The organism is Mesorhizobium sp. CA4 (assembly GCF_020165075.1).
Classification (GTDB): Bacteria; Pseudomonadota; Alphaproteobacteria; order Rhizobiales; family Rhizobiaceae; genus Mesorhizobium.
In genome coordinates this window covers 222080-243065 of record NZ_JAIUHK010000004.1, presented here as the reverse complement: position 1 = coordinate 243065, position 20986 = coordinate 222080, and the positions used below count along the sequence as shown (strand labels likewise).

Sequence of the window (20986 nt, the reverse complement as noted above, 5' to 3'; positions counted from 1 at the left end):
GGGGGGGGGGGGCGGGGGCGGTGACGGACGCTGTTCCTTGCTTGCCTGCCATGTTGATTCACTCATCCGGGAAGCTCCTCGGCAATTGCGTGGTTCGACGGGGTTTCGGAACCTGGCTATTGTGCGTGATTCCACCTCGCTTCAGAGCATTCACCAAACTGTTGCAGCTTGCAATCCGAGCGTGTGTCTGCACGCGGATTATCAACCGCATTTCTATGAGTTTTCGCTGTGACACCTTTTCCCTATCGCTACCGCTGGGATCGCCACGGTCGCAAAGGCCAGCGCTGCGCTCTCACCGCGCGTAGCAAAGCCGCGGCGGGAACGTTTGCTCTACCAGGCTTCGGCGAGCCTGCCGTGGCGCGCTTCAATTCGATCCGCGTCGAGTTCGCCGACGGTTTCGCCATGATCACCAGCGGCAACGCCGTCCGGAAGGCAACGCCGTGAACGCCATGACCCGCCGCCCATCTTCGATCCTGCCGGACTCGCTGCCGCCCGTCGGCATCAGCCGCGAACAGGCGGCGGCCTATATCGGCGTCAGCGCGACGCTGTTCGATCGGCTGATCGCTGAAGGCCTGATGCCGGACGCTCGCATCCTGCGCGGCCGCCTGGTCTGGGACGTGGTCGAAGTCGCCGCGGCGTTCCGCGCGATCCCGCACCGGTCGGAACCGGCTGATTCGCTTGACGGCAAGGGCCAGGGTGCTAACCCTTGGGGCTGATGCCGAAGAAACTCCCCAAAGGCGTAACCGTCGACCGCGACCGCCACGGCAACGTGCGGCTCTACTACCGCGCGGCGGGCCGCGAAAAGGTCAGGCTGCGCGAGACACCCGGCACGAAACCTTTCGAAGACGAGGTGGCCTGCGCCCGCCTCGGCATTCCTTACGTCAAGCCCGATACTGAATCTGCGGCCGCTTCCGACATCGGCAAGCCTGCGGCTGAAGGCACGTTCCGCTGGCTTTGTCAGCAGTACAAGAAGCGCGCCAAGATCAGCGCCGGCGTGCTGGCGCGCCGTGCGACGATCCTTGACGATATCTGCGAGAGCAAGGTTAAGGCAGGTCCGAAAAAGGGCGCAAAACGCGGCACACTTCCCTTCGCCTTCATGGAGCGCAAGCACGTCCTCGAGATTCGCGACGAGTTGCGCGACACGCCGGGAGCGCAGAACGAGGTTGTGAAGGTGGTGTCCGCGATGTTCGGATGGGCCGTCGACAATGAAGTTGCCAAGGTCAATCCGGCCCTCAAGATCAAACGGCTCTATTCCGGCGACGGCTTCCACACCTGGACGATCGAGGAAGTCCGTCAGTTCGAAGAGCGGCATCCGTTGGGCAGCAAGGCGCGTCTGGCTCTGCACCTCGGCCTATTCACCGGCCTGCGCCGTGAGGACCTCGCGATTCTCGGGCGCCAGCATTTCAAGAACGGCTGGCTGCACATCAAGCCGAAGAAGACCACGAAATCCTCCGGTGTCGACGTGGAGCTGCCGATCCTGCCCGAACTGCAGGCGACCATCGACGCCAGCCCATGCGGCGACCTAACCTTCCTTGTTTCCGAATGGGGAACTCCCTTCACGGTCAACACGCTTGGAAACAAGATGCGTGACTGGTGCGACCAGGCTGGCCTTCCCCAATGCAGCCTTCACGGCCTGCGAAAGGCCGGCGCCACGATCGCGGCCGAGAACGGCGCGACCGACGAGCAACTGATGGCGATCTTCGGCTGGACGACCAAGCAGCAGACGACGCTCTACACCCGAAAAGCCCAGCGCCGCCGCATGGCCGGCGCCGCCGCGCACCTGCTCGTGCCGGAACAAAACCCGGACAAAATTGTCCCACCGGGCAAGGCGGTTGGAAAAAGTGGGACAAAAACAGCGAAAAAAGCGAGGAAAATCAATGCCTGAAGAAAGCATTGGTGCCCCTAGCCGGGATCGAACCAGCACTCCTTGCGGAACTCGATTTTGAGTCGAGCGCGTCTACCAATTCCGCCATAGGGGCTCAGGCCGGGCGGCCTGGATGGGCGCGGACTATACGGTTGGACGGCCTTTCGTCAACTGGCCTGTTGCGGATTTGCCGGCGCCGCTTCGGTCAACCCGCATCCGGCGGTCTTGTGCGGACCGCCGGACATTGTGCGCCGCGAGAAATCTTTTTAGAGAGGCGAATGTTTTAAGGTGCCCGGTCGATAATGGCGGCTGCGGCGCTTTGGGTCCTTGTTTCGTGCATGCCGGTGGCCGAAAACCGCTGCGCCGTTTGGGGTGACATGCATTAGGTGATTCCAGGAAAAGTGCGCAGCGGTTTTCCGTCTGGAATTGCGTCAACCGCATTAGGAGAGCCGATGCTTCGCGGACTTTACGACTGGACCCTGTCGCTGGCGGCGAGGAAATCGGCCGAATGGTGGCTGGCCTTCATCGCCTTCGTCGAAAGCTCGGTCTTCCTCGTGCCGGCCGACGTGCTCTTCCTGCCGATGGCGCTGTCCAAACCCGAGCGCGCCTATCGTTATGCATTGATCGCCACCGTCGCTTCGGTCCTGGGCGGCGTCGCCGGATGGTTCATCGGCCACTATGCCTATGAGGCGGTAGCCAAGCCGGTGCTCGAATTCTACGGCAAATATGACGAGTTCGAGCAGTTGCGCACCTCGTCCGGCGTCGGCTTCATCATCCTGATGCTGGTCACCTCGGGCGCGGCCCATCTGCCGCCGATCAAGGTGGTGACGATCCTGTCCGGCGTCATCGGCGTCAATCTCCTGCTCTTCATCGGGCTGGCGATCGTGGCGCGCGGCGCCCGTTTCCTGCTGCTTGCCTGGTTGCTGCGCCGCTATGGCGAACCGATCAGGGAATTCATCGAAAAGCGCTTGGGATTGATTGTCGGCGCCGGCGCCGCCGCCCTGATTTTGCTCTATATCCTCGTCAGATACGCCCACGGATAGCGACGCAGCAACGGACCCGATAGATGACCGCGACTATGAATGCCGACACCGGACGCCAGCGCACGCGCGCGGCGCTCTTTCTCGCCGTCGCCATGGCCGCGACGGTCGGCTCTGCGTTCGCCTTCCAATATATCGGCGGCTACATCCCCTGCCATCTCTGCCTCGAGCAACGCACGCCCTACTATATCGGCGCGCCGCTGATGCTGCTGGCGGCGATCGCCTCGATGCTGCGTGCGCCGGCCTGGGTGACGCGCGGGCTGCTCGCGATCGGCGGCCTGCTGATGCTCTATGGCCTCTATCTCGGCGTCTATCATTCGGGTGTCGAATGGGCATGGTGGCAAGGTCCGGCCGACTGCACCGCCGGCGCCGGCCCGGTCGACACCGGCGGCAAGGGCGTGCTCGACGCGCTCGACAAATTCGTGCCGCCCTCCTGCGACAAGGCCGCGCTTCGCATCCTCGGCCTGTCGCTCGCCGGCTGGAACGCCATCGCCAGCCTCATCCTCGCCGCCGTCGCCTTCCGCAGCGCGTTGTTCCGCGACTGACCACGCAAAAGCACCGGCGCGAGATCGTTCAAAGAATTCGTCAGGCTGAGTCGTATGGAATGATTGTCGAGAACCGAAGCGCAGCGGACATTCAGGTCCGTGAGCATCGGAAGCGCAGACAATCGCTCCAGACGGCCAGCCTCACGAATTCTCGAACGATCTCAAGGTTCGAGTTCGACATCCCAATACAGATAATCCATCCAGCTTTCATGCAGATGGTTGGGCGGGAACAGGCGGCCGTTGTTGTGCAGGTCGTGCACCGTCGGCTGATAGGGCTTTTGCAGCGGCCACATCTTGGCCTGCGCCGGCATCATGCCGCCCTTGCGAAGGTTGCAGGGCGAACAGGCGGCGACGACATTCTCCCAGGTCGTCGCCCCACCGCGATGGCGCGGGATGACATGGTCGAACGTCAGATCCTCCGGCGTTCCGCAATACTGGCACTGGAAGCGGTCGCGCAGGAACACGTTGAAGCGGGTGAAGGCGGGATGCCGTGACGGCTTCACATAGGCTTTGAGGCTCACCACGCTCGGCAGCTTCATCGAGAAGGTCGGCGAAGAGACGGCGTGCTCATATTCGGCGACGATGTTGACCCGGTCGAGGAAGACAGCCTTGATGGCATCCTGCCACGACCAGAGCGACAGGGGGTAATAGCTGAGCGGGCGGTAGTCCGCATTCAGCACCAGCGCGGGAAGCCCATCCGGAGATACGGCAACCGTCACGTCCTTCGCCTCCTTGCTTCTAGAACCGAACGGCGCGGATACTGTAAGCCCGACATGACAGGGATGTGAAGCGGATTGTCGCGCGTCGAAATCGCTAAAACCGCATGATTTTCAGGGTTTTTTGGTCATTTCGGCGGAGGGCGCCGCATCCCTGCCCTTCAATTCCCGGTAATAGGCCCAGAAAAGCCGCGACGCGACACCCCGCCACGGGCTCCATGATTCGGCCAGCCGGATAAGCATTTTTTCTGGCGGACGCGGGTCGATGCCCAGCGCGTGACCGACCGCCGTCTGCAGCGCGACGTCGCGCGCGGGAAACACATCCGGGTGGCCGGCTGCAAACAAAAGGTAGCATTCGGCCGTCCATGGACCGATGCCGGGCACGGCCGTCATCTCCGCGATCGCGTCGCCGGCGTCAAGCGTGCACAGGTGATCGAGATCGAGCCCGCCGGCCACCGCTTCGGCGACGGCGAGCAGCCCGCGCTGCTTCGGCCGCGACAGCCCGGCCTCGCGAAACACGTCTTCGCCCGCGGCAAGGATTGCTTGCGGCGTCAGCGGGTCGACGAGCTTCAACAGCCGGCCGAAAATGGCGTCGGCGCTGGCGCGGGAAACTTGCTGTGAAACGATGATCGAGGCCAGGCTTTGAAAGCCAGGTTCCGACAGCCGGAGCGGCACTTCGCCCGCTCGGTCGCGCACGGTCGCCAGCCGCGGATCGATCCGGCAGAGCGCGTCGAGCCCTGCCGCAATGTCGTCGAGCGAGGCGATGCGTTGCACGTTGCTTGTTCCCAGGGCGCCCGCGAAGTGGCAATTGATGGCTAACTAGCAACCGGCGGAAGCGCCTTTCAACCCGAATACCGCCCGAGAGATGACACTCCTGACATTCCGCTTCGCGCCGAGCCCCAATGGCGAATTGCATCTTGGCCATGCCTACTCGGCCTTGCTCAACCAGCGCATGGCGGCGCAGGCCGGTGGGCGCCTGCTGCTGCGCATCGAGGATATTGATGTCCTGCGCTGCACGCCCGAATTCGAGGCCGGCATTTTTCGCGATCTGGAATGGCTGGGGTTGTGTTGGGAACTGCCGGTGCGTCGCCAGTCCGAGCATTTCGCCGAATACCGGGAGGTGCTCGAGCGGCTGATCGCCGAGGAACTGGTCTATCCCGCTTTCATGAGCCGGGGCGAGATCCGCGCCTTCATCGCCGAGACGGGCGGCCGCGACTGGCCCCGCGATCCGGACGGCGTGCCGCTCTACCCCCCGCTCGACAAGGCCCTGTCGGCGAGGGAGCGCAAGCGGCGCATCGCGGACAACATGCCCTTCGCCTGGCGGCTCGATGTCGAGGCGGCGATGGCGCGCGTCACGGCCGGCCTGTCATGGGTGGAGTTCACCGACGAGACGATGTCCGCGACGCGAGCGATCGAAGCCCAACCGCGGGCCTGGGGGGACGTCATCGTCGCCCGCCGCGATATCCCGACCAGTTACCATCTCGCCGTCGTCGTCGACGACGCTCTGCAGGGTGTCAGCCATGTCGTGCGCGGCCAGGATCTTTATTCGGCGACAAGCGTGCAGCGCCTGCTGCAGGAAGTGCTTGGCCTGCCGCAGCCACGCTATTTCCACCACCGCCTGATCCTCGGCCCGGACGGCAGGAAACTGTCCAAGAGCTTCAAGGACACAGGCCTTGCCTCCCTCCGGGCGGCGGGCATGCCGCCGCAGGACGTCAGAAGATCGATCGGCTTTTAGCTGGCTAGAGGCGCGCCATCCCGGCCTTGATCAGCGCCAGCACGCTGATGAAGACAAAGGCGCCGCCGAGCCCGCAGGCAACCGCCAGCTTCAGATCGCTCAGGCTGATACCTTGTTTGTTGGCGACCGCAACCGCAACGAAAAAGCCGAAGATGAACAGCAGCGTGTTGCCGGTCGGGCCGAAGCCGCTCTCCCTCATGATTGCGTCGAGCGCCGTGCCGAAGAAGAAGCCGAAGGCGGCGATGATCGCGAAGGCCAACAACAGCCAGGTCGTGTCCAGATGCAAAAACATGCCCCACCATGGCGCGGCGATGCGCCATGCCCCTGTTGGCACGGTTTGTTGAATTCGATTTAGCTTATGGATCAACCGTTTCGTTTTGCTTGCGGGACTGATCGGCATTAGAGCAATTGCCGTCATCAACCGTTCACCCGGCAGCTTCCCCCCCATGCAGAGCATCAAGCGGTTCATTCCCGCCTCCTTCGTCGTTCTGTGGGCGACAGGCTTCATCGGCGCGCGCTACGCCATGCCCTGGGCGGAACCCTTCACCTTCCTTGCCATCCGCTTCGCGATGGCGGCCATCCTATTTGCCGGCCTCACCATTCTGCTCGGCTCGCGCAAGGCAACGCGCGATGAGGCGCTGCACGCGACGGTGGCCGGCGTCCTCATGCACGGCGTCTATCTAGGCGCCGTCTTCTGGGCGATCCACAGGGGCATGCCTGCGGGCCTTTCGGCGCTGATCGTCGGCCTGCAGCCGCTGATCACCGCCGTGCTCGCCGGAAAATTCCTGGGCGAAGCGATCCTGCCGCGCCATTGGGCAGGCCTTGCCGTCGGCCTGCTCGGCGTCGTCATCGTGCTCTGGCCGAAGCTCGGCATGCTGGGCGGCGGCGTCACGCCGGCGACGCTGACCGCCTCGCTCGTCTCGGTGCTGGGCATGAGCGCCGGCACCATCTGGCAGAAGCGCTATGCCTCCGGCGGCGATCTGGTGTCGGCGACGATGTGGCAATATGTCGGCGGCTCCGTCGTGATGATCCTGGGCTCGCTCGCCTTCGAGACGCGCGCCGTCACCGTCAATGGCGAGCTGATCTTCGCCATGGCCTGGCTGGTCCTGGTGCTGTCGGTCGGCGCCATATTCCTGTTGATGGTGATGATCAGGGACGGCGAGATGTCGAAGGTTGCCTCGCTGTTCTACCTGGTGCCGGCCGTAACCGCGGTCATCGCCTGGGTGCTTTTCAATGAGCAGCTCAACCTGCTGCAGATCGCCGGCATGGCGATCGCCATGCTTGGCGTCGCCTTGGCGACGGCGCGATCCAATGGGACTCAGCCGACGCGGGCGCGCGCCTCAAGATAGCGGCTGATCGCGGCGTTGAGTTCGCCGCCGAGGATGAAGATCGCCGAGATGATGTAGAGGAAGACGACCGCGATCATGATCGAGGCGAGCCCGGCATAGGTCGTCACATAGGACGAGAAATGGTCGAGATAGGTGGCAAAGATCGTCGACCCGACCAGCCAGGCGACCAGCGTGAAGACGATGCCGGGTATGATCGAGACGAAGCGGCGCTTGCCGGCGGGCAGCCAGATATGCACCGAGAACAGCCCGATGACGATGACCGTCGAGGCGATCACGTAACGCCAGATGGTGATCGTGCCCATATAGGGCTTGATCCATTCCAGATGCGCTTCCGCCAGCCGCGCGAGCAGCGGCGCGAACACCAGAAGCACGCTGATGGCGAGAAAGCAGGCGGTGGCGATCAGGACGAAGATGATGCTTTGCACCCGGCGGTGGATGATGCCGCGCGTCTCGGTGACCCGATAGGCGCGGTTGAGCGACGTGCGCAGGGCTTCGATGCCGTTGGAAGCGAAATAGGCCGCAAGCAGCACGCCATAGGTCAGAAGGTCGGTGCGGCGCACCGTGAGCACGTTCAGCACCTCATGCGCGATCGGCTTGGCGATCTGCTCCGGCCATGTGTCGAAGACCAGATGCACGGCCGTGTCGGCGAAGGCGCGCGCGCCGAGGAAGCTAGCAAGCGTGGTGGCGAAGATCAGGAACGGAAACAGCGCCATCAGCGAGGTGATTGCCAGATGGCTGGCCATCGCCCAGCCGTCATCGGTGTTGAAGTGGCCTATCGCATCGTAGAGCACGCGCTTGAGGGCGACGATATTCCGCAGCAAGGGCCCGCGCTCCGCTCGATTGTGTCAACGCCGCGAATATGGGAAGTGATTGCGGCAAATGGCAACCCCAGGTCCCACAATGCGCCCCGCCGCCGAAGAGTTGCGCACCGTCATCGTCACCGGCGCCTCCTCCGGCATCGGCGCCTATTGCGCGCGAGCTTTGAAAGCGGAAGGCTGGCGGGTCTTTGCCACGGGGCGCAAGCCGGCCGACATCGCAGCCCTCGAGGCCGACGGCCTGGAGGCTTTCTACCTCGACTACCGTGAGCCCCAATCCATCGCGGCATTGGTCGATGCGGTGCTGGAACGCACCGGCGGCACGCTTGACGCGCTCTTCAACAACGGCGCCTACGCCCAGCCCGGCGCCGTCGAGGACCTGTCGGTCGCAGCGCTTCGCGAGCAGTTCGACGCCAATTTCTTCGGCTGGCACGACCTCACCCGGCGGATCGTTCCGGTCATGCGCAGGCAAGGGCATGGCCGGCTCGTCCACTGCTCCTCGATTCTGGGGCTGGCCCCGGTCCGCTTCAGGGGCGCCTATTCGGCCTCCAAGCACGCCGTCGAAGGCCTGATGCTCTGCATGCGCCAGGAGCTCGAAGGCAGCGGCATCCACCTATCCCTGATCGAACCGGGACCGGTGAGGTCGAAGATCGCCAGCAACGGCCTCACCTGGTTCCTGAAAAACATCGACATCGAAAATTCCGTCCACCGCGCCGATTATCAGGCGCAGCTTGCGCGGCTTCAGGCCGGCGGCAGCGCGTCGAAGCTGAAGCCCGGGCCGGAGATTGTGCACAGGGCTCTGCGCCACGCGCTTCTGTCACAGCGCCCGCGCCCGCACTATGTGGTAACGGTGCCGGCCAGGATCGGCGCGGCGCTGAAACGCATCCTGCCGGCATCCCTGCTCTATCGCGTGCTCGCCAGGCGCGCCTGACCGAACCTGAACCGGAGCGAGCCAGATGCTCATCGCCTTGAAAATCCTTGCCATCGTCGCGATGGCCGCCGTGGTGATCGTGCTGGTCCGCGGCCTGATCAACATGATGCGCGGCGGCTCCGGCATCACATCGAACAAGCTGATGCAGGCGCGCATCATGCTGCAGGCCGTGGCCTTGGCGCTGCTGTTGCTGGTGGTCTATTTCACACGCAAATAGAGGATCTTAAAGAGGACGGCGTGGTCAAGCTCAACAAGATCTACACCCGCACCGGCGACGACGGCACGACGGGGCTCGGCACCGGCGAGCGGCGGCTGAAATCCGACCTGCGCGTCGACGCCTACGGCACCGTCGACGAGGCCAATGCCTGCATCGGCATGGCCCGCATCCACACCGCCGCCGAACATCCCGCGATCGACGCCATGCTGTCGCGCATCCAGAACGATCTGTTCGATCTGGGCGCCGACCTTGCCGTGCCGGACGACGGCAAGCCCCTGGAATATGAGCCGCTGCGCATCGTCGCGGCCCAGACCGACCGCGTCGAGCAGGATATCGACGCGCTCAACAAGGAACTGCAGCCGCTGAAATCCTTCGTGCTGAACGGCGGCACGCCGGCCGCAGCCGCGCTCCATCTTGCCCGTACCGTGGCACGCCGCGCCGAGCGTCTGATGGTGGCGCTGGCGCAGGATCCGGCCGAGCATGTCAACCGCGAGGCGCTCAAATACATCAACCGCGTTTCGGATTTCCTGTTCGTCGCCGCCCGTGCGGTCAATGACAATGGAACGGCCGACGTGCTATGGGTTCCCGGCAAGAACCGCTGAATCCGCAGGCGGGAGGGTCCGATGTTCATCCCGCTCTACGACACCAACAGGTTGCGCCACATCCGCCTGCAATATGTCACGATCGGCCTGATCGTGGCGAATGCGCTGGTCTATCTGGCGACCACGCTCGGCGGTGAGAACTTCACCAGTGCCGCGGTTCTCGGCCTGGGCTTCATTCCGTCGGTGGTTCACGACAAGGTCGAGCTGTCGCCCGAATTCGTCGTCATCCCCGAGAGCCTCAGCTATCTCACTTACTCGTTCCTGCATGCCGACATCTTCCATCTCGGCGGCAACATGCTGTTCCTCTGGGTGTTCGGCGACAATGTCGAGGATGCGCTCGGCCACATACGCTATCTGATCTTCTACCTCACCTGCGCCGTCGCCGGCGCCTTCTTCCAGGGGCTGGTGGCCTGGGATTCGCAGGTGCCGCTGATCGGCGCCTCGGGGGCAATCGCCGGCGTCGTCGCCGCCTATCTGATCCTCTATCCCCGGGTGAAGGTCTGGGTGCTGGCCTTTGCCCGCATTCCGTTGCGCATCCCGGCCTTCATTCCGCTGATCCTGTGGATCCTGTTCCAGATCGTGATGTTCGCCGCGGCCGGCGAGGACCAGATCTCCTGGGCCTGCCATATCGGCGGCATCATCGCCGGCTCGATCCTGGTGCTGGTGCTGCGCAGCCGGGGCGTGCCGCTGCTGGCCGGCGCCGACGGCGAGCCGGATCCGACGCCCAACATCCAGCAGCCGCCCGTCCCCGTCGAGCCCGCCGCCAGCGATCCGGCGCAGCCGGCCTCGCAATGGGGCCGTGGAGCAGCGACGCCCCGGGATTGAACCGATTTGGGTGCGCCGTGGGATATTGACGCGCCCGTTTGCCGCCACTACGGAAACGGCACCGCTGGGCGGATATTCCGCCCGTAATGTCGGCTTTCGACAACTCTGACAGGGCCCACGCTGCTATAGCGCCCCGACTATCTCAGGAGAGGTGACAGGAAAATGAAGATCCTTGTGCCCGTGAAGCGGGTTGTGGATGCGAACGTCAAGGTCCGGGTGAAGGCCGACGGACTGGGCGTCGAGCTTGCCAATGTCAAGATGGCGATGAACCCATTCGACGAGATCGCGGTCGAGGAAGCGATCCGCATCAAAGAAGCCGGCAAGGCGGAAGAAATCATCGTCGTCTCGGTCGGCCCGCAGCAGGCGCAGGAGACGCTGCGCACCGCGCTCGCCATGGGCGCCGACCGCGCAATCCTGGTCAAGACCGACGAGCAGACCGAGCCGCTCGGCGTCGCCAAGGTGCTGAAGGGCGTGGTCGAAGCCGAGAAGCCCGGCCTCGTCATCCTCGGCAAGCAGGCGATCGACGACGACTCGAACCAGACCGGCCAGATGCTGGCGGCGCTGCTCGGCTGGGCTCAAGGGACATTCGCCTCCAAAATCGAGCTCGCCGGTGACAAGGCCAAGGTGACGCGCGAGGTCGACGGCGGCCTGCAGACGGTCGAGCTGAAGATGCCGGCAATCGTCACCGCCGACCTTCGCCTCAACCAGCCGCGCTATGCCTCGCTGCCCAACATCATGAAGGCCAAGAAGAAGCCGCTCGACGAGAAGAGCCCGGCCGACTACGGCGCCGACGTCAAGCCGCGCCTCAAGGTGATCAAGACCGAGGAGCCGGGCGGCCGCAAGGCGGGCGTCAAGGTGAAGTCGGTGGCCGAGCTGGTCGAGAAGCTGAAGAACGAAGCCGGCGTGCTTTAGAGCGATCGGGAAAGGACAAAGAAAATGGCAATTCTCCTCATCGCCGAACATGACAACGCAAGCCTTTCCGACCAGACCGCCAAGGCGCTGTCGGCGGCCTTCCAGATCGGCTCCGATGTCGACGTGCTGGTGGCCGGCAAGGGCGCCAAGGGCGCGGCTGATGCCGCCGCCAAGCTGAAAGGCGTCCGCAAGGTGCTGCTCGCCGAGGCCGACGAGCTTTCGGAGCGCCTCGCCGAGCCGACAGCGGCGCTGGTCGTCTCGCTCGCCGGCTCCTATGACGCGATCGTCGCGCCGGCCACTTCGTCTGGCAAGAATGTCGCTCCGCGCGTGGCGGCACTCCTCGACGTCGCCCAGGTGTCCGAGATCATCGAGGTCATCTCGCCGGATACCTTCAAGCGGCCGATCTATGCCGGCAATGCCATCCAGACCGTGCAGGCGACCGACGCCAAAAAGGTCATCACCGTACGAACCGCATCGTTCTCGGCAGCGCCGGAAGGTGGTTCCGCCCCGGTCGAGACGGTCGGCGCCGCCGCCAACCCCGGCCTGTCGTCTTTCGTCGAGAACAAGCTTTCCGAGAACGACCGTCCGGAGCTGACTTCTGCCAAGATCATCATCTCGGGCGGCCGCGCGCTCGGCTCCTCGGAGAAGTTCCAGGAAGTCATCCTGCCGGTCGCCGACAAGCTCGGCGCCGCGGTCGGCGCCTCTCGCGCCGCGGTCGACGCCGGCTACGCGCCGAACGACTGGCAGGTCGGCCAGACCGGCAAGGTGGTGGCGCCAGACCTCTACATCGCGGTCGGCATCTCCGGCGCGATCCAGCATCTCGCCGGCATGAAGGATTCAAAGGTCATCGTCGCCATCAACAAGGACGAGGAAGCGCCGATCTTCCAGGTTGCCGACTACGGTCTGGTCGGCGATCTCTTCGTCATCCTGCCGGAGCTGCAAAAGGCGCTTTGACGTCGCCGGTTCTGGCATATTAAAATCCAAAGGGTGGGGTAGACGAAGTCGCCCCGCCCTTTTAGTTTGCACTGCACAAAAAGCAGGCCGCAAAAGGTCTGAGCCATTCCGGCGGATTGCGGCCGGGATTGCGAGAAACAAACACACAGGAGCGTTCCTGCTTCAAGGAAGCGGAACTGCTCCGGACGGGATCGGGGTCATGAGCAAGATCGAGACGATCGGCATTGTCGGCGCGGGTCAGATGGGTGGCGGTATCGCCCATGTCTCGGCGCTGGGCGGCTACAAGGTCCTGATCCACGACATATCGCCTGACCGGATCGAGAAGGGTATCGCCACCATAAGCGGCAACATGGCCCGCCAGGTCGGCTCCGGCAAGCTCGAGGAGAAGGCGCGCAACGAAGCGATGGCGCGCATCTCCGCCGCTCCGGCCATGGCCGACCTCGCCGCCGCCGACCTCGTGATCGAAGCGGCGACAGAGGACGAGACGGTGAAGCGCAAGATCTACGCGCAGCTCTGCCCGCAGCTCAATCCGGAAGCGATTCTAGCGACCAACACCTCGTCGATCTCGATCACCCGGCTTGCCGCCCAGACCGACCGTCCCGAGCGCTTCATCGGCATCCACTTCATGAACCCGGTGCCGTTGATGAAGCTGGTCGAGCTGGTGCGCGGCATCGCCACCGAGGACCAGACCTTCGAGGCCGCCAAGACCTATGTGAAGCACCTCGACAAGACCATCACCGTCTCGGAGGATTTCCCTGCCTTCATCGTCAACCGCATCCTTTTGCCGATGATCAACGAGGCGATCTACACGCTCTACGAAGGCGTCGGCACGGTCGATGCCATCGACACCGCCATGCGGCTCGGCGCCAACCATCCGATGGGACCGCTGCAGCTCGCCGACTTCATCGGGCTCGATACCTGCCTGTCGATCATGCAGGTGCTGCATGAGGGCCTGTCGGACTCGAAATACCGCCCCTGCCCGCTGCTGGTGAAATATGTCGAAGCCGGCTGGCTCGGCCGCAAGACCGGTCGCGGCTTCTACGATTATCGCGGCGACCATCCGGTGCCGACGCGCTGATCTTCCGCGGCTGAACCCTTCGACGCGGCTCAGGACGCCGCGGCGAGCGGCAGTGGCGCCAAATCTTTCAAAGCTTCGTCGGGCGCGGCAGAAACGCAGCCGCGGCCGGCGGCTTTCGCGGCGTAGCAGGCGGCGTCGGCGCGGGCGATGATCTCGTCCACCTCGCCGCAGCCGGCGCGGATCGGCGCGAGGCCGATACTGGCGCCGATCGAATTCAGGCGCCCGTCCCAGCTGAAGTTGAGGTTACGGATGGCGTCGATGATCGAGCGCGCCGCGATCGGCCCGCGCTCCGCGGCGCCCGATTTGAGGATGACGGCGAATTCATCGCCGCCGAGCCTGGCGACGATGTCTTCCGCACCGAGCACGTTGCGCAACGTGTCGGCCACGCGCTTGAGCAGCGCATCGCCCGCAGCATGGCCGCCGGTGTCGTTGACCGCCTTGAAGTGATCGAGATCGACGAACATGAACTGATGCTCACCGCCATTGAGGCGGCACTGGTCGACCAGATCTTCCATAGTGCGCATGAAGCTCGAACGGTTGGCGAGTCCGGTCAGCGCGTCATGAGCGGCGGCATAGGCCAGTTGGCGCTGCAGGGCGCGCGCGTCGCTGAAATCCTGGAAGACGATGACGAGGCCGCAGAACTCCTCGCGGTCGTTCATGATCGGCGACACCACCTGGCGGATGCTGCATCGGGTGTCGTCGCGCCGGACCAGGACAGCGCGCGTGTTCTGGTCGCAGTGCGGGCGTTCGCCCGCCGAAGGACGCGTCAGCCCTATTCTGTGCCCGCTTTCCTCGTCGACCGCCCAATAGACATGGCCGAGCAGCTTTCCCAGCGCCTCGCCGACCTCGACGCCGGTGAGCTTTTCCGCGATCGGGTTCATGAAGGTGATGCGGTTGGCGGCGTCGGTGCAGATCACAGCGTCGCCGATCGAGTGCAGCGTCACTCTGAGGCGCTCTTTCTCGTCGGCCAGCAGCGCCGCCGAAACCATCAGCCGCGCCTCCGCCTCCTTGCGCTCGGTGATATCGGTCAGGCTGCCGATGGCCCGGATCAGCCGGCCCTCGCCGTCGCGCTCGATCGCCTTGCCGCGGTCGAGGATCCAGACCCAGTGCCCGTCCTTGTGCCGCATCCGGAACTCGGCCTCGAAGAAGGGCGTCTCGCCGGCAAGGTGCGCGCGATCCGCCTCGGCGACAACTTCGCGGTCGTCGGGATGGATCATGGTCAGCCAGCGATCGGGGTCGCCGTCGAGCTCGCCATCGGCATAGCCCAGCATCTTCACCCAGGTTTCGGAATAGGTGGTGCCGCCCTTGCGCATATCGAGGCTCCAGATACCCTGTCCGGTGCTGGTGAGCGCGAAGTTCCACCTGGTCTCGGCCTCGGCGATGCGCGCCTCGGCCTGCTTGCGCGCATCGATGTCCTCGATCTGCGACACCAGATAGAGCGGACGACCTGTCTCCTCTTCATGGATGACCGAGCCGGCAAGCTGTGCCCAGACCGGGGTGCCGTCCTTGCGCAGATAGCGCTTCTGGAAATGGAAGGAATGGATCTTGCCTTCCTTCAGGCTCGTCATCGTCTCGCGGCCGATCTGCAGATCGTCGGGATGCGTGATCTGGAAGAAGGTCAGCGCCTCGATTTCCACGCGGGTGTATCCCAGCATGTCGGCGAAGGCGGGGTTGGCCTGAAGGATGCGGCCATCGAGGCCGACAATGGCGACGCCGATCGCCGAATCCTCCATGGCCCTGCGGAAGCGTTGCTCGCTCTCGGCAATCTGCCGGCGGTCGTCGATGATCTTGCGGATGAACAGCGCCGAGACAAACAGCGTGACGGCCGCGACGGCAACGGATATCTGCAGGCAGACCTTCAACGCGTCCGGGCCAAGTTCCAGCGCCGGCAACAGGATCGATGCAGTCAGGGCAACGAGTCCTGCTGTCATCAAGACGGGCACAGCGCGCTTGCCGGCCCGCCGACCTTTCCAACTCAACCACCACGCCACAATGCGATCCCACCCAATGCGCGACTGCGCGTTGCCACACCCTGGCGGATCGATTTTAAGGAATGGTTGCGTGAGCGGCAGCGGCCGCTCCGATAACCGGCGAACAATTGCCGGTATGATTAAGGTATTGTGTCAAAACTGTACCGAATGATCGGTGTGTAAAATCCTACCAGCGGACGAAAAACCGCCCACCAAGCGCGCCGAGCAGCGTCAGGAAGGCGATCGCGATCGTATACCAGGTGGCGACGAAGAGCGGCGAATCGTCGAAGCAATGCGCGGCATAAAAGGTTGCCGCGAGCCCGCCCGCGAGCAGGCCGGCCACCGCGCCCGCCAACACCGGCCGCGTCGGAGCGCCATAGCGCAGCATGCCGAGGAAGATAGCCAGCGGACCGATGCCGATCAGCGGGATGAAGCTCATGCAGATCATCATGTTCGAGCCGATAAGCCGCTTGCCCCAATCGGCCTCGGGCACGACGAAGAGCTCCAGAACCACCGCCAGCACCACCAGAAGCGGCGCGGCGATCATCCAGGCCATCGCCCGCCCGGTCGAAGCGCCCGGCACTGACAGCGCGCGGATCAGCGCGAAGGCGCTGGCCGCGAGCACCAGCGTGAATACGAATTTCGACATGAAGCGCATCGTGTGCATGGCCGGCATGATGTCGGGACGCGGCCCGATGGTCGCGAAGAAGACCGCCCCCGCGATCACCACGGCCACGCCGACCGCCAGCCACCAGGCCTTGCCGAGCGGCATTGCCTTGTCGCGGGCATCGGCGTCGAGCGCCTTGATGAGATCCTCTGTTCTCATGTCGCTGTTCGTCCAAACCGTTTGGCGATCGCGGCGAGGCCGCGATGCAGCGACACGCGCACCGCCGTCTCGCTGATGCCGAGCTTCGCTGCCGTCTCGCCGATCGACTGCCCGTCGACCGAGATCGATGACACCACGGAGCGTTGCGCCGGCGGCAGCCCGTCAAGCGCCCGGTTGATGTCGCGCTCGCTCACCGTTTCCGTCTCCGGCTCGGCGAAGGTTTCGGCGATCTCGTCGATCTCTACCTCGATGCGCCGCCCGCGCCGGCGGAACGCGTCGATCAGCTTGAAGCGGGCGATCGCATAGACCCAGGGCAGCACCGGCGCGTCAGGCCGCCAGGTGTGGCGTTTGACATGAATGGCCAGCAAGGTTTCCTGCACGATATCCTCGGGATCGACCCCGCCCTGAACGATCTTGCGCCGGACAAAACCGCGAACGAGGGCGGCGATGCGGTGCAGAAAGTCGGCATAAGCCCTTTCGTCTCCCGCGATCGCGGCCCTGAGCAGCCGGGAAAGCTCGGCCTCGTCCTTGCCGGTCACAAGAGTTTACCCCCAATGTTCGCGTCTCGGCCCTGGTTTGTTACGTGGCCGGTCAAATAATGTCCAAGCCAAACTGCCGCAAAATCACGAAAGTTTGCGGCGCGGCGACGGATTGAAGCAGGGCCACAATGTTGACTAAGACAATCAGGTATTGATAAGTGCGGCCGTAACCTGAAACCCGGTTCCAGTTTTAAGGACGTTGCCCATGAAAATTGCCCTTTCCATGCTTGCCGGCGCCGCGCTGGCGCTCGGCCTGATCGCCGGCCCGGCCATGGCCGAGGATCAAGGCATCATCGTCTACAATGCCCAGCATGAGAGCCTGGCCAAGGAATGGGCGAAGGGATTCACCAAGGAAACCGGCATCAAGGTGACGCTGCGCAATGGCGGCGACAGCGACTTCTCCAACCAGATCGTCGCCGAGGGCGCGGCCTCGCCGGCCGACGTCTTCCTGACTGAGAACTCACCGGCCATGGCGCTGGTCGAGGCGGCCGGCCTGTTCGCGCCGGTCGATGCCGAGACCCTCGCCCAGGTCCCGCAGGAATACCAGCCGTCGACTGGCAAATGGGTCGGCGTCGCCGGCCGCAGCACCGTCTTTGCCTACAACAAGGACAAGCTGAAGGCAGACCAACTGCCCAAGTCGCTGCTCGATCTCGCCGACCCGAGCTGGAAGGGCCGCTGGGCCGCCTCGCCGTCCGGCGCCGACTTCCAGGCCATCGTCAGCGCGCTGCTCGAGCTCAAGGGCGAAGCCGCCACCGCCGATTGGCTGAAGGCGATGAAGGAGAACTTCACCGCCTACAAGGGCAACTCAACGGTGATGAAGGCCGTCAATGCCGGCGAGATCGATGGCGGCGTGATCTACCACTATTACTATTTCGGCGATCAGGCCAAGACCGGCGAAAACAGCCGGAATCTCGCAATGCATTATTTCAAGAACCAGGATCCGGGCGCCTTCGTTTCGATCTCCGGCGGCGGCGTGCTGGCGTCGAGCAAGCACCCGAAGGAAGCCCAGGCGTTCCTGAAGTGGGTGACCGGCAAGGGCGGCCAGGACGTGCTGAAGACCGGAACGTCCTATGAATATGCGGTCGGCAAGGATGCCCAGTCCAACCCCAAGCTGGTGCCCCTGGCCGATCTGCAGGCGCCGAAAGTCGATCCGGCGAGATTGAATTCCAAGAAGGTCATCGAGCTGATGACGCAAGCCGGCTTGCTTTAGTTCGCGTTCGTCCTAAAAGGGCGAACGACCGTGCTCCCGCGGCAATTCGCCTTCCGCGGGAGCGTTTTTGTTTGGAGATCGCCTCGTCGATGACAGTCGACTGCGCTTCGACCCGCCTGAGTGGCACATCGCACCGCTTCCGCCGGCAGGCGGAGGCGACCCAGCGGCCTGCCTGATGCAGTCGACGATCGACATGATGCCGGCAAGATTGCCTGCGGCCCGGATGAAGGAGCGTCGGCCCACGTCATGGATCACGCTCGCAGCGGCTCTCATCTCGCTCGTTGCGCTGCTGCCGCTCGCCTTCATCGTCTGGGTCGCGATCCAGACCGGCTGGGACACCGTGGCGGCGCTGATCTTCCGCGCGCGCGTCGGCGAATTGCTGGTCAACACCGTGCTCCTCGTCCTCGTCACGGTGCCGATCGCCATCGTGCTCTCGGTGGCGCTGGCCTGGCTGACGGAGCGCAGCGACCTGCCGGGCAACCGCTGGTGGTCCTGGCTGTCGGTCGCGCCGCTCGCCATCCCCGCTTTCGTGCACTCCTATGCCTGGATCAGCTTCGTTCCGGGCCTGCACGGGCTCTGGGCCGGCGTGCTGGTCTCCGTGATCGCCTATTTCCCGTTCCTCTATCTGCCGATCGCCGCTGCGCTGCGCCGGCTCGATCCGGCGCTGGAAGATGCGGCCGCGGCGCTTGGCCTTGGCCCGTGGCGGGTTTTTGCGCGTGTCGTGCTGCCGCAGCTGAGGCTCGCCATCTGCGGCGGCTCGCTGCTGGTCGGCCTGCATCTCTTGGCCGAATACGGCCTTTATGTCTTCATCCGTTTCGACACGTTCACCACCGCGATCGTCGACCAGTTCCAGTCGACCTTCAACGGTCCGGCCGCCAACATGCTGGCCGCCGTGCTGGTGGTCTGCTGCCTTTTCCTGCTCGCCCTCGAGGTGATGATACGGGGCGAGGAGCGCTACGCCCGCGTCGGCTCCGGCGCCGCGCGCAAGCAGCAGCGTGCTCGCCTCGGCCGCGCCACCCTGCCATGCCTGCTTTTGCCAGCCGGCGTCGCGCTGCTGTCGCTCGGCGTGCCCTTCGTCACCGTAAGCCGCTGGCTGCTTGCCGGCGGCACGGAAGTCTGGCGTTGGGACGAGATCAGCCTGGCGCTCGGCCAGACGCTGTTCCTCGCCATTGCTGGGGCAGTGCTTGCAACGCTCGCCGCCATGCCGATGGCCTGGATCTCGATCCGCGCGCCAGGGCCGCTGCAGCGCCTGCTCGAGAGCTGCAACTATATCGTCGGCGCGCTGCCGGGCGTGGTCACCGCGCTGGCGCTGGTGACAATCACCGTGCGCGTCGCGCTGCCTCTCTACCAGACCCTGTTCACCATCCTGTTCGGTTACACGCTGATGTTCCTGCCGCGCGCGCTGGTCAGCCTGCGCGCCTCGATCGCGCAGGCGCCGGTGGAGCTGGAGCGCGCCGCTTCCAGCCTCGGCCGGTCGCCGGTCAAGGCGCTGTGGTCGACGACCGTGCGCCTGTCGGCGCCGGGTGCCGCGGCCGGCATGGCCATGGTGGCGCTCGGCATCACCAACGAGCTCACCGCCACCCAGATGCTGGCTCCCAACGGCACACGCACGCTGGCGATGGCTTTCTGGTCCTATAGCGGCGAGATCGACTACGCCTCCGCCGCCCCTTACGCGCTGATCATGGTGGCGATGTCGCTGCCGATGACCTGGTGGCTCTACATCCAGTCGAAGCGGATGGCCGGACGATGAGCTTTCTCGAACTCAGCGGCGTCGCGAAAAGCTACGGCCTGGTAACGGCGCTCGCCGGCGTCGACTTGGCTGTCGAAAGCGGCAGCCGCACCGCGATCGTCGGACCGTCCGGCTGCGGCAAGACCACCTTGCTCAGGTTGATCGCTGGCTTTGAGGCGCCGGACCGCGGCCGCATCACGCTCGACGGCAAGGTGCTGGCCAATGGCGGCGCCGCCGTGCCGGCGCATCGCCGCGGCATCGGCGTGGTCGCCCAGGATGGCGCCCTCTTCCCGCATCTCAGCATCGCCGACAATATCGGTTTCGGCATGGCGCGCAGCGAAGACAGGCGCAACGAGCGCATCGTCGAGCTCGCCTACATCGTCGGATTGGACAAGGCGGTCCTGAAGCGCCGGCCGCACGAGCTGTCCGGCGGCCAGCAGCAGCGCGTCGCGCTTGCCCGGGCCATGGCGATGAAGCCGAGGCTGATGCTGCTCGACGAGCCGTTCTCGGCCCTCGATACGGGGCTTCGCGCCTCCATGCGCAAGGCGGTGGCCGAGCTTCTGGAAGAGGCGGGCATCACCACCATCCTGGTCACCCATGACCAGGCCGAGGCGCTGTCCTTCGCCAGCCAGGTGGCGGTGATGCGTGACGGCCTGTTCTCGCAGGTCGGCACGCCGCGCGAGCTCTATTTCCAGCCCAGGGACAGGATGGTCGCCGAGTTCCTCGGCGACGCCATTATCCTGCCGGCGAAAATCGCCGACGGCTTCGCCATGTCGCCGCTCGGCCGCATCGCGGTCGACACAAAGGAACGACGCGATGTCGCGCGCATTATGCTGCGACCCGAGCAAATCCTTCTCAAGCGGACCTCGCGCGAGGGCATGTCGGGCACACCGGACATGCTGTTCGGCGAAGTGACGGACTGCGAGTTCGCCGGCTCGGTCTGCACCGTCGCGGTGCGGCTGCTCAACAGCCCCGATCCGCCCGATGCGGCCGCCATCGGCAACACCCCGCTCATCCTGCGCAAGACAGGCATGGACGCGCCAGCGGTCGGCGAGATCGTGCGCCTCACCGTTACCGGCAAGGCGCATGTCTTTGCTTAGGTCCGGGTTGAGGCGTGTCGGGATTCAGG

Annotated in this window: 25 protein-coding genes and 1 tRNA gene; 18 read left to right on the top strand and 8 right to left on the bottom strand. The window is 64.6% G+C overall.

The annotated features are described in order from the left end of the window. The 4 genes from LB528_RS05565 to LB528_RS05550 all read left to right on the top strand — a co-directional run. A partial coding sequence (locus LB528_RS05565) for a hypothetical protein (protein ID WP_224714106.1) occupies positions 1–232 on the top strand: 232 nt, incomplete at its 5' end. Beyond that, positions 229–444 carry a hypothetical protein gene (locus LB528_RS05560; protein WP_224714105.1) on the top strand — a complete coding sequence of 72 codons (216 nt, stop codon included), beginning with the start codon at positions 229–231 and terminating at the stop codon, positions 442–444. The genes LB528_RS05565 and LB528_RS05560, both read left to right, overlap by 4 nt. Positions 445–449: 5 nt before the next feature. Continuing rightward, positions 450–716, top strand: coding sequence for a hypothetical protein (locus LB528_RS05555; protein WP_224714111.1), 267 nt, complete (start codon positions 450–452; stop codon positions 714–716). Continuing rightward, on the top strand, positions 716–1885 hold the full coding sequence (locus LB528_RS05550) for a tyrosine-type recombinase/integrase (RefSeq protein ID WP_224714104.1): 1170 nt from the start codon (positions 716–718) through the stop codon (positions 1883–1885). Before LB528_RS05555 ends, LB528_RS05550 begins: the two co-directional genes overlap by 1 nt. 9 nt (positions 1886–1894) lie before the next feature. On the opposite strand, the gene LB528_RS05545 is transcribed toward LB528_RS05550, so the two are convergent. Then, positions 1895–1979, bottom strand: a tRNA-Leu gene (locus LB528_RS05545). 337 nt (positions 1980–2316) lie between these two features. Between LB528_RS05545 and LB528_RS05540 the strand changes: the two genes are divergently transcribed. Then, positions 2317–2907: a YqaA family protein gene (locus LB528_RS05540; protein WP_224516632.1), complete on the top strand. Its 591-nt coding sequence runs from the start codon at positions 2317–2319 to the stop codon at positions 2905–2907. Between the two features lie 23 nt (positions 2908–2930). Further along, a complete protein-coding gene (locus LB528_RS05535) occupies positions 2931–3449 on the top strand; it encodes a disulfide bond formation protein B (RefSeq protein ID WP_224714103.1) in 519 nt (172 codons plus the stop codon). Between the two features lie 161 nt (positions 3450–3610). Here the strand turns inward: LB528_RS05535 and LB528_RS05530 are convergent, their stop codons facing one another. After that, positions 3611–4168 carry an HNH endonuclease gene (locus LB528_RS05530; RefSeq protein ID WP_027167440.1) on the bottom strand — a complete coding sequence of 186 codons (558 nt, stop codon included), beginning with the start codon at positions 4166–4168 and terminating at the stop codon, positions 3611–3613. Between the two features lie 111 nt (positions 4169–4279). Continuing rightward, entirely contained in the window at positions 4280–4939 is a 660-nt protein-coding gene (locus LB528_RS05525; protein ID WP_224714102.1) for a DNA-3-methyladenine glycosylase family protein, read from the bottom strand. Between the two features lie 91 nt (positions 4940–5030). On the opposite strand from LB528_RS05525, the gene gluQRS reads away from it, so the two are divergent. Then, positions 5031–5900, top strand: coding sequence for a tRNA glutamyl-Q(34) synthetase GluQRS (gene gluQRS / locus LB528_RS05520; RefSeq protein ID WP_224714101.1), 870 nt, complete (start codon positions 5031–5033; stop codon positions 5898–5900). Between the two features lie 4 nt (positions 5901–5904). Here gluQRS and LB528_RS05515 read toward each other — a convergent pair whose 3' ends face one another. Next, complete coding sequence (locus tag LB528_RS05515; protein ID WP_224714100.1) at positions 5905–6369, bottom strand: hypothetical protein; 465 nt, start codon at positions 6367–6369, stop codon at positions 5905–5907. Between LB528_RS05515 and LB528_RS05510 the strand changes: the two genes are divergently transcribed. After that, on the top strand, positions 6347–7249 hold the full coding sequence (locus LB528_RS05510) for a DMT family transporter (protein WP_224714099.1): 903 nt from the start codon (positions 6347–6349) through the stop codon (positions 7247–7249). The genes LB528_RS05515 and LB528_RS05510 overlap by 23 nt on opposite strands. On the opposite strand, the gene LB528_RS05505 is transcribed toward LB528_RS05510, so the two are convergent. After that, positions 7219–8070, bottom strand: coding sequence for a YihY/virulence factor BrkB family protein (locus tag LB528_RS05505; protein ID WP_095767497.1), 852 nt, complete (start codon positions 8068–8070; stop codon positions 7219–7221). The genes LB528_RS05510 and LB528_RS05505 overlap by 31 nt on opposite strands. Before the next feature lie 58 nt (positions 8071–8128). On the opposite strand from LB528_RS05505, the gene LB528_RS05500 reads away from it, so the two are divergent. The 7 genes from LB528_RS05500 (at position 8129) to LB528_RS05470 (ending at position 13583) form a co-directional block, all read left to right on the top strand. After that, complete coding sequence (locus LB528_RS05500) at positions 8129–8995, top strand: SDR family oxidoreductase (protein ID WP_224714098.1); 867 nt, start codon at positions 8129–8131, stop codon at positions 8993–8995. A 25-nt stretch (positions 8996–9020) separates the two neighbouring features. After that, positions 9021–9212: a twin transmembrane helix small protein gene (locus LB528_RS05495; protein ID WP_140747559.1), complete on the top strand. Its 192-nt coding sequence runs from the start codon at positions 9021–9023 to the stop codon at positions 9210–9212. A 20-nt stretch (positions 9213–9232) separates the two neighbouring features. Beyond that, positions 9233–9814, top strand: coding sequence for a cob(I)yrinic acid a,c-diamide adenosyltransferase (locus LB528_RS05490; RefSeq protein WP_224714097.1), 582 nt, complete (start codon positions 9233–9235; stop codon positions 9812–9814). Positions 9815–9835: 21 nt separating this feature from the next. Further along, complete coding sequence (locus LB528_RS05485) at positions 9836–10639, top strand: rhomboid family intramembrane serine protease (RefSeq protein WP_224714096.1); 804 nt, start codon at positions 9836–9838, stop codon at positions 10637–10639. A gap of 162 nt (positions 10640–10801) precedes the next feature. Continuing rightward, positions 10802–11551, top strand: coding sequence for an electron transfer flavoprotein subunit beta/FixA family protein (locus tag LB528_RS05480; protein ID WP_224714095.1), 750 nt, complete (start codon positions 10802–10804; stop codon positions 11549–11551). Positions 11552–11575: 24 nt separating this feature from the next. Then, complete coding sequence (locus tag LB528_RS05475) at positions 11576–12505, top strand: electron transfer flavoprotein subunit alpha/FixB family protein (protein ID WP_224714094.1); 930 nt, start codon at positions 11576–11578, stop codon at positions 12503–12505. A gap of 199 nt (positions 12506–12704) precedes the next feature. Next, positions 12705–13583 (top strand): 3-hydroxybutyryl-CoA dehydrogenase, encoded by an 879-nt coding sequence (locus LB528_RS05470; RefSeq protein WP_224714093.1) that lies wholly within the window; start codon positions 12705–12707, stop codon positions 13581–13583. Between the two features lie 29 nt (positions 13584–13612). Here the strand turns inward: LB528_RS05470 and LB528_RS05465 are convergent, their stop codons facing one another. The 3 genes from LB528_RS05465 to LB528_RS05455 all read right to left on the bottom strand — a co-directional run bounded on the left by LB528_RS05465 (position 13613) and on the right by LB528_RS05455 (position 16918). Then, positions 13613–15514, bottom strand: coding sequence for a PAS domain S-box protein (locus LB528_RS05465; RefSeq protein WP_224714092.1), 1902 nt, complete (start codon positions 15512–15514; stop codon positions 13613–13615). A 226-nt stretch (positions 15515–15740) separates the two neighbouring features. Further along, complete coding sequence (locus LB528_RS05460) at positions 15741–16379, bottom strand: NrsF family protein (protein ID WP_224714091.1); 639 nt, start codon at positions 16377–16379, stop codon at positions 15741–15743. Continuing rightward, positions 16376–16918, bottom strand: coding sequence for a sigma-70 family RNA polymerase sigma factor (locus LB528_RS05455; RefSeq protein ID WP_224588541.1), 543 nt, complete (start codon positions 16916–16918; stop codon positions 16376–16378). The genes LB528_RS05460 and LB528_RS05455 overlap by 4 nt, the downstream gene beginning before the upstream one ends. A 205-nt stretch (positions 16919–17123) precedes the next feature. On the opposite strand from LB528_RS05455, the gene LB528_RS05450 reads away from it, so the two are divergent. From LB528_RS05450 to LB528_RS05440, 3 genes are all read left to right on the top strand, one after another. Further along, entirely contained in the window at positions 17124–18128 is a 1005-nt protein-coding gene (locus LB528_RS05450; RefSeq protein ID WP_224714090.1) for an iron ABC transporter substrate-binding protein, read from the top strand. A 175-nt stretch (positions 18129–18303) separates the two neighbouring features. Further along, positions 18304–19878 (top strand): ABC transporter permease, encoded by a 1575-nt coding sequence (locus LB528_RS05445; RefSeq protein ID WP_224714089.1) that lies wholly within the window; start codon positions 18304–18306, stop codon positions 19876–19878. Beyond that, positions 19875–20957 (top strand): ABC transporter ATP-binding protein, encoded by a 1083-nt coding sequence (locus tag LB528_RS05440; RefSeq protein WP_224714088.1) that lies wholly within the window; start codon positions 19875–19877, stop codon positions 20955–20957. The genes LB528_RS05445 and LB528_RS05440 overlap by 4 nt, the downstream gene beginning before the upstream one ends. The last annotated feature ends 29 nt before the right edge of the window (positions 20958–20986 follow it).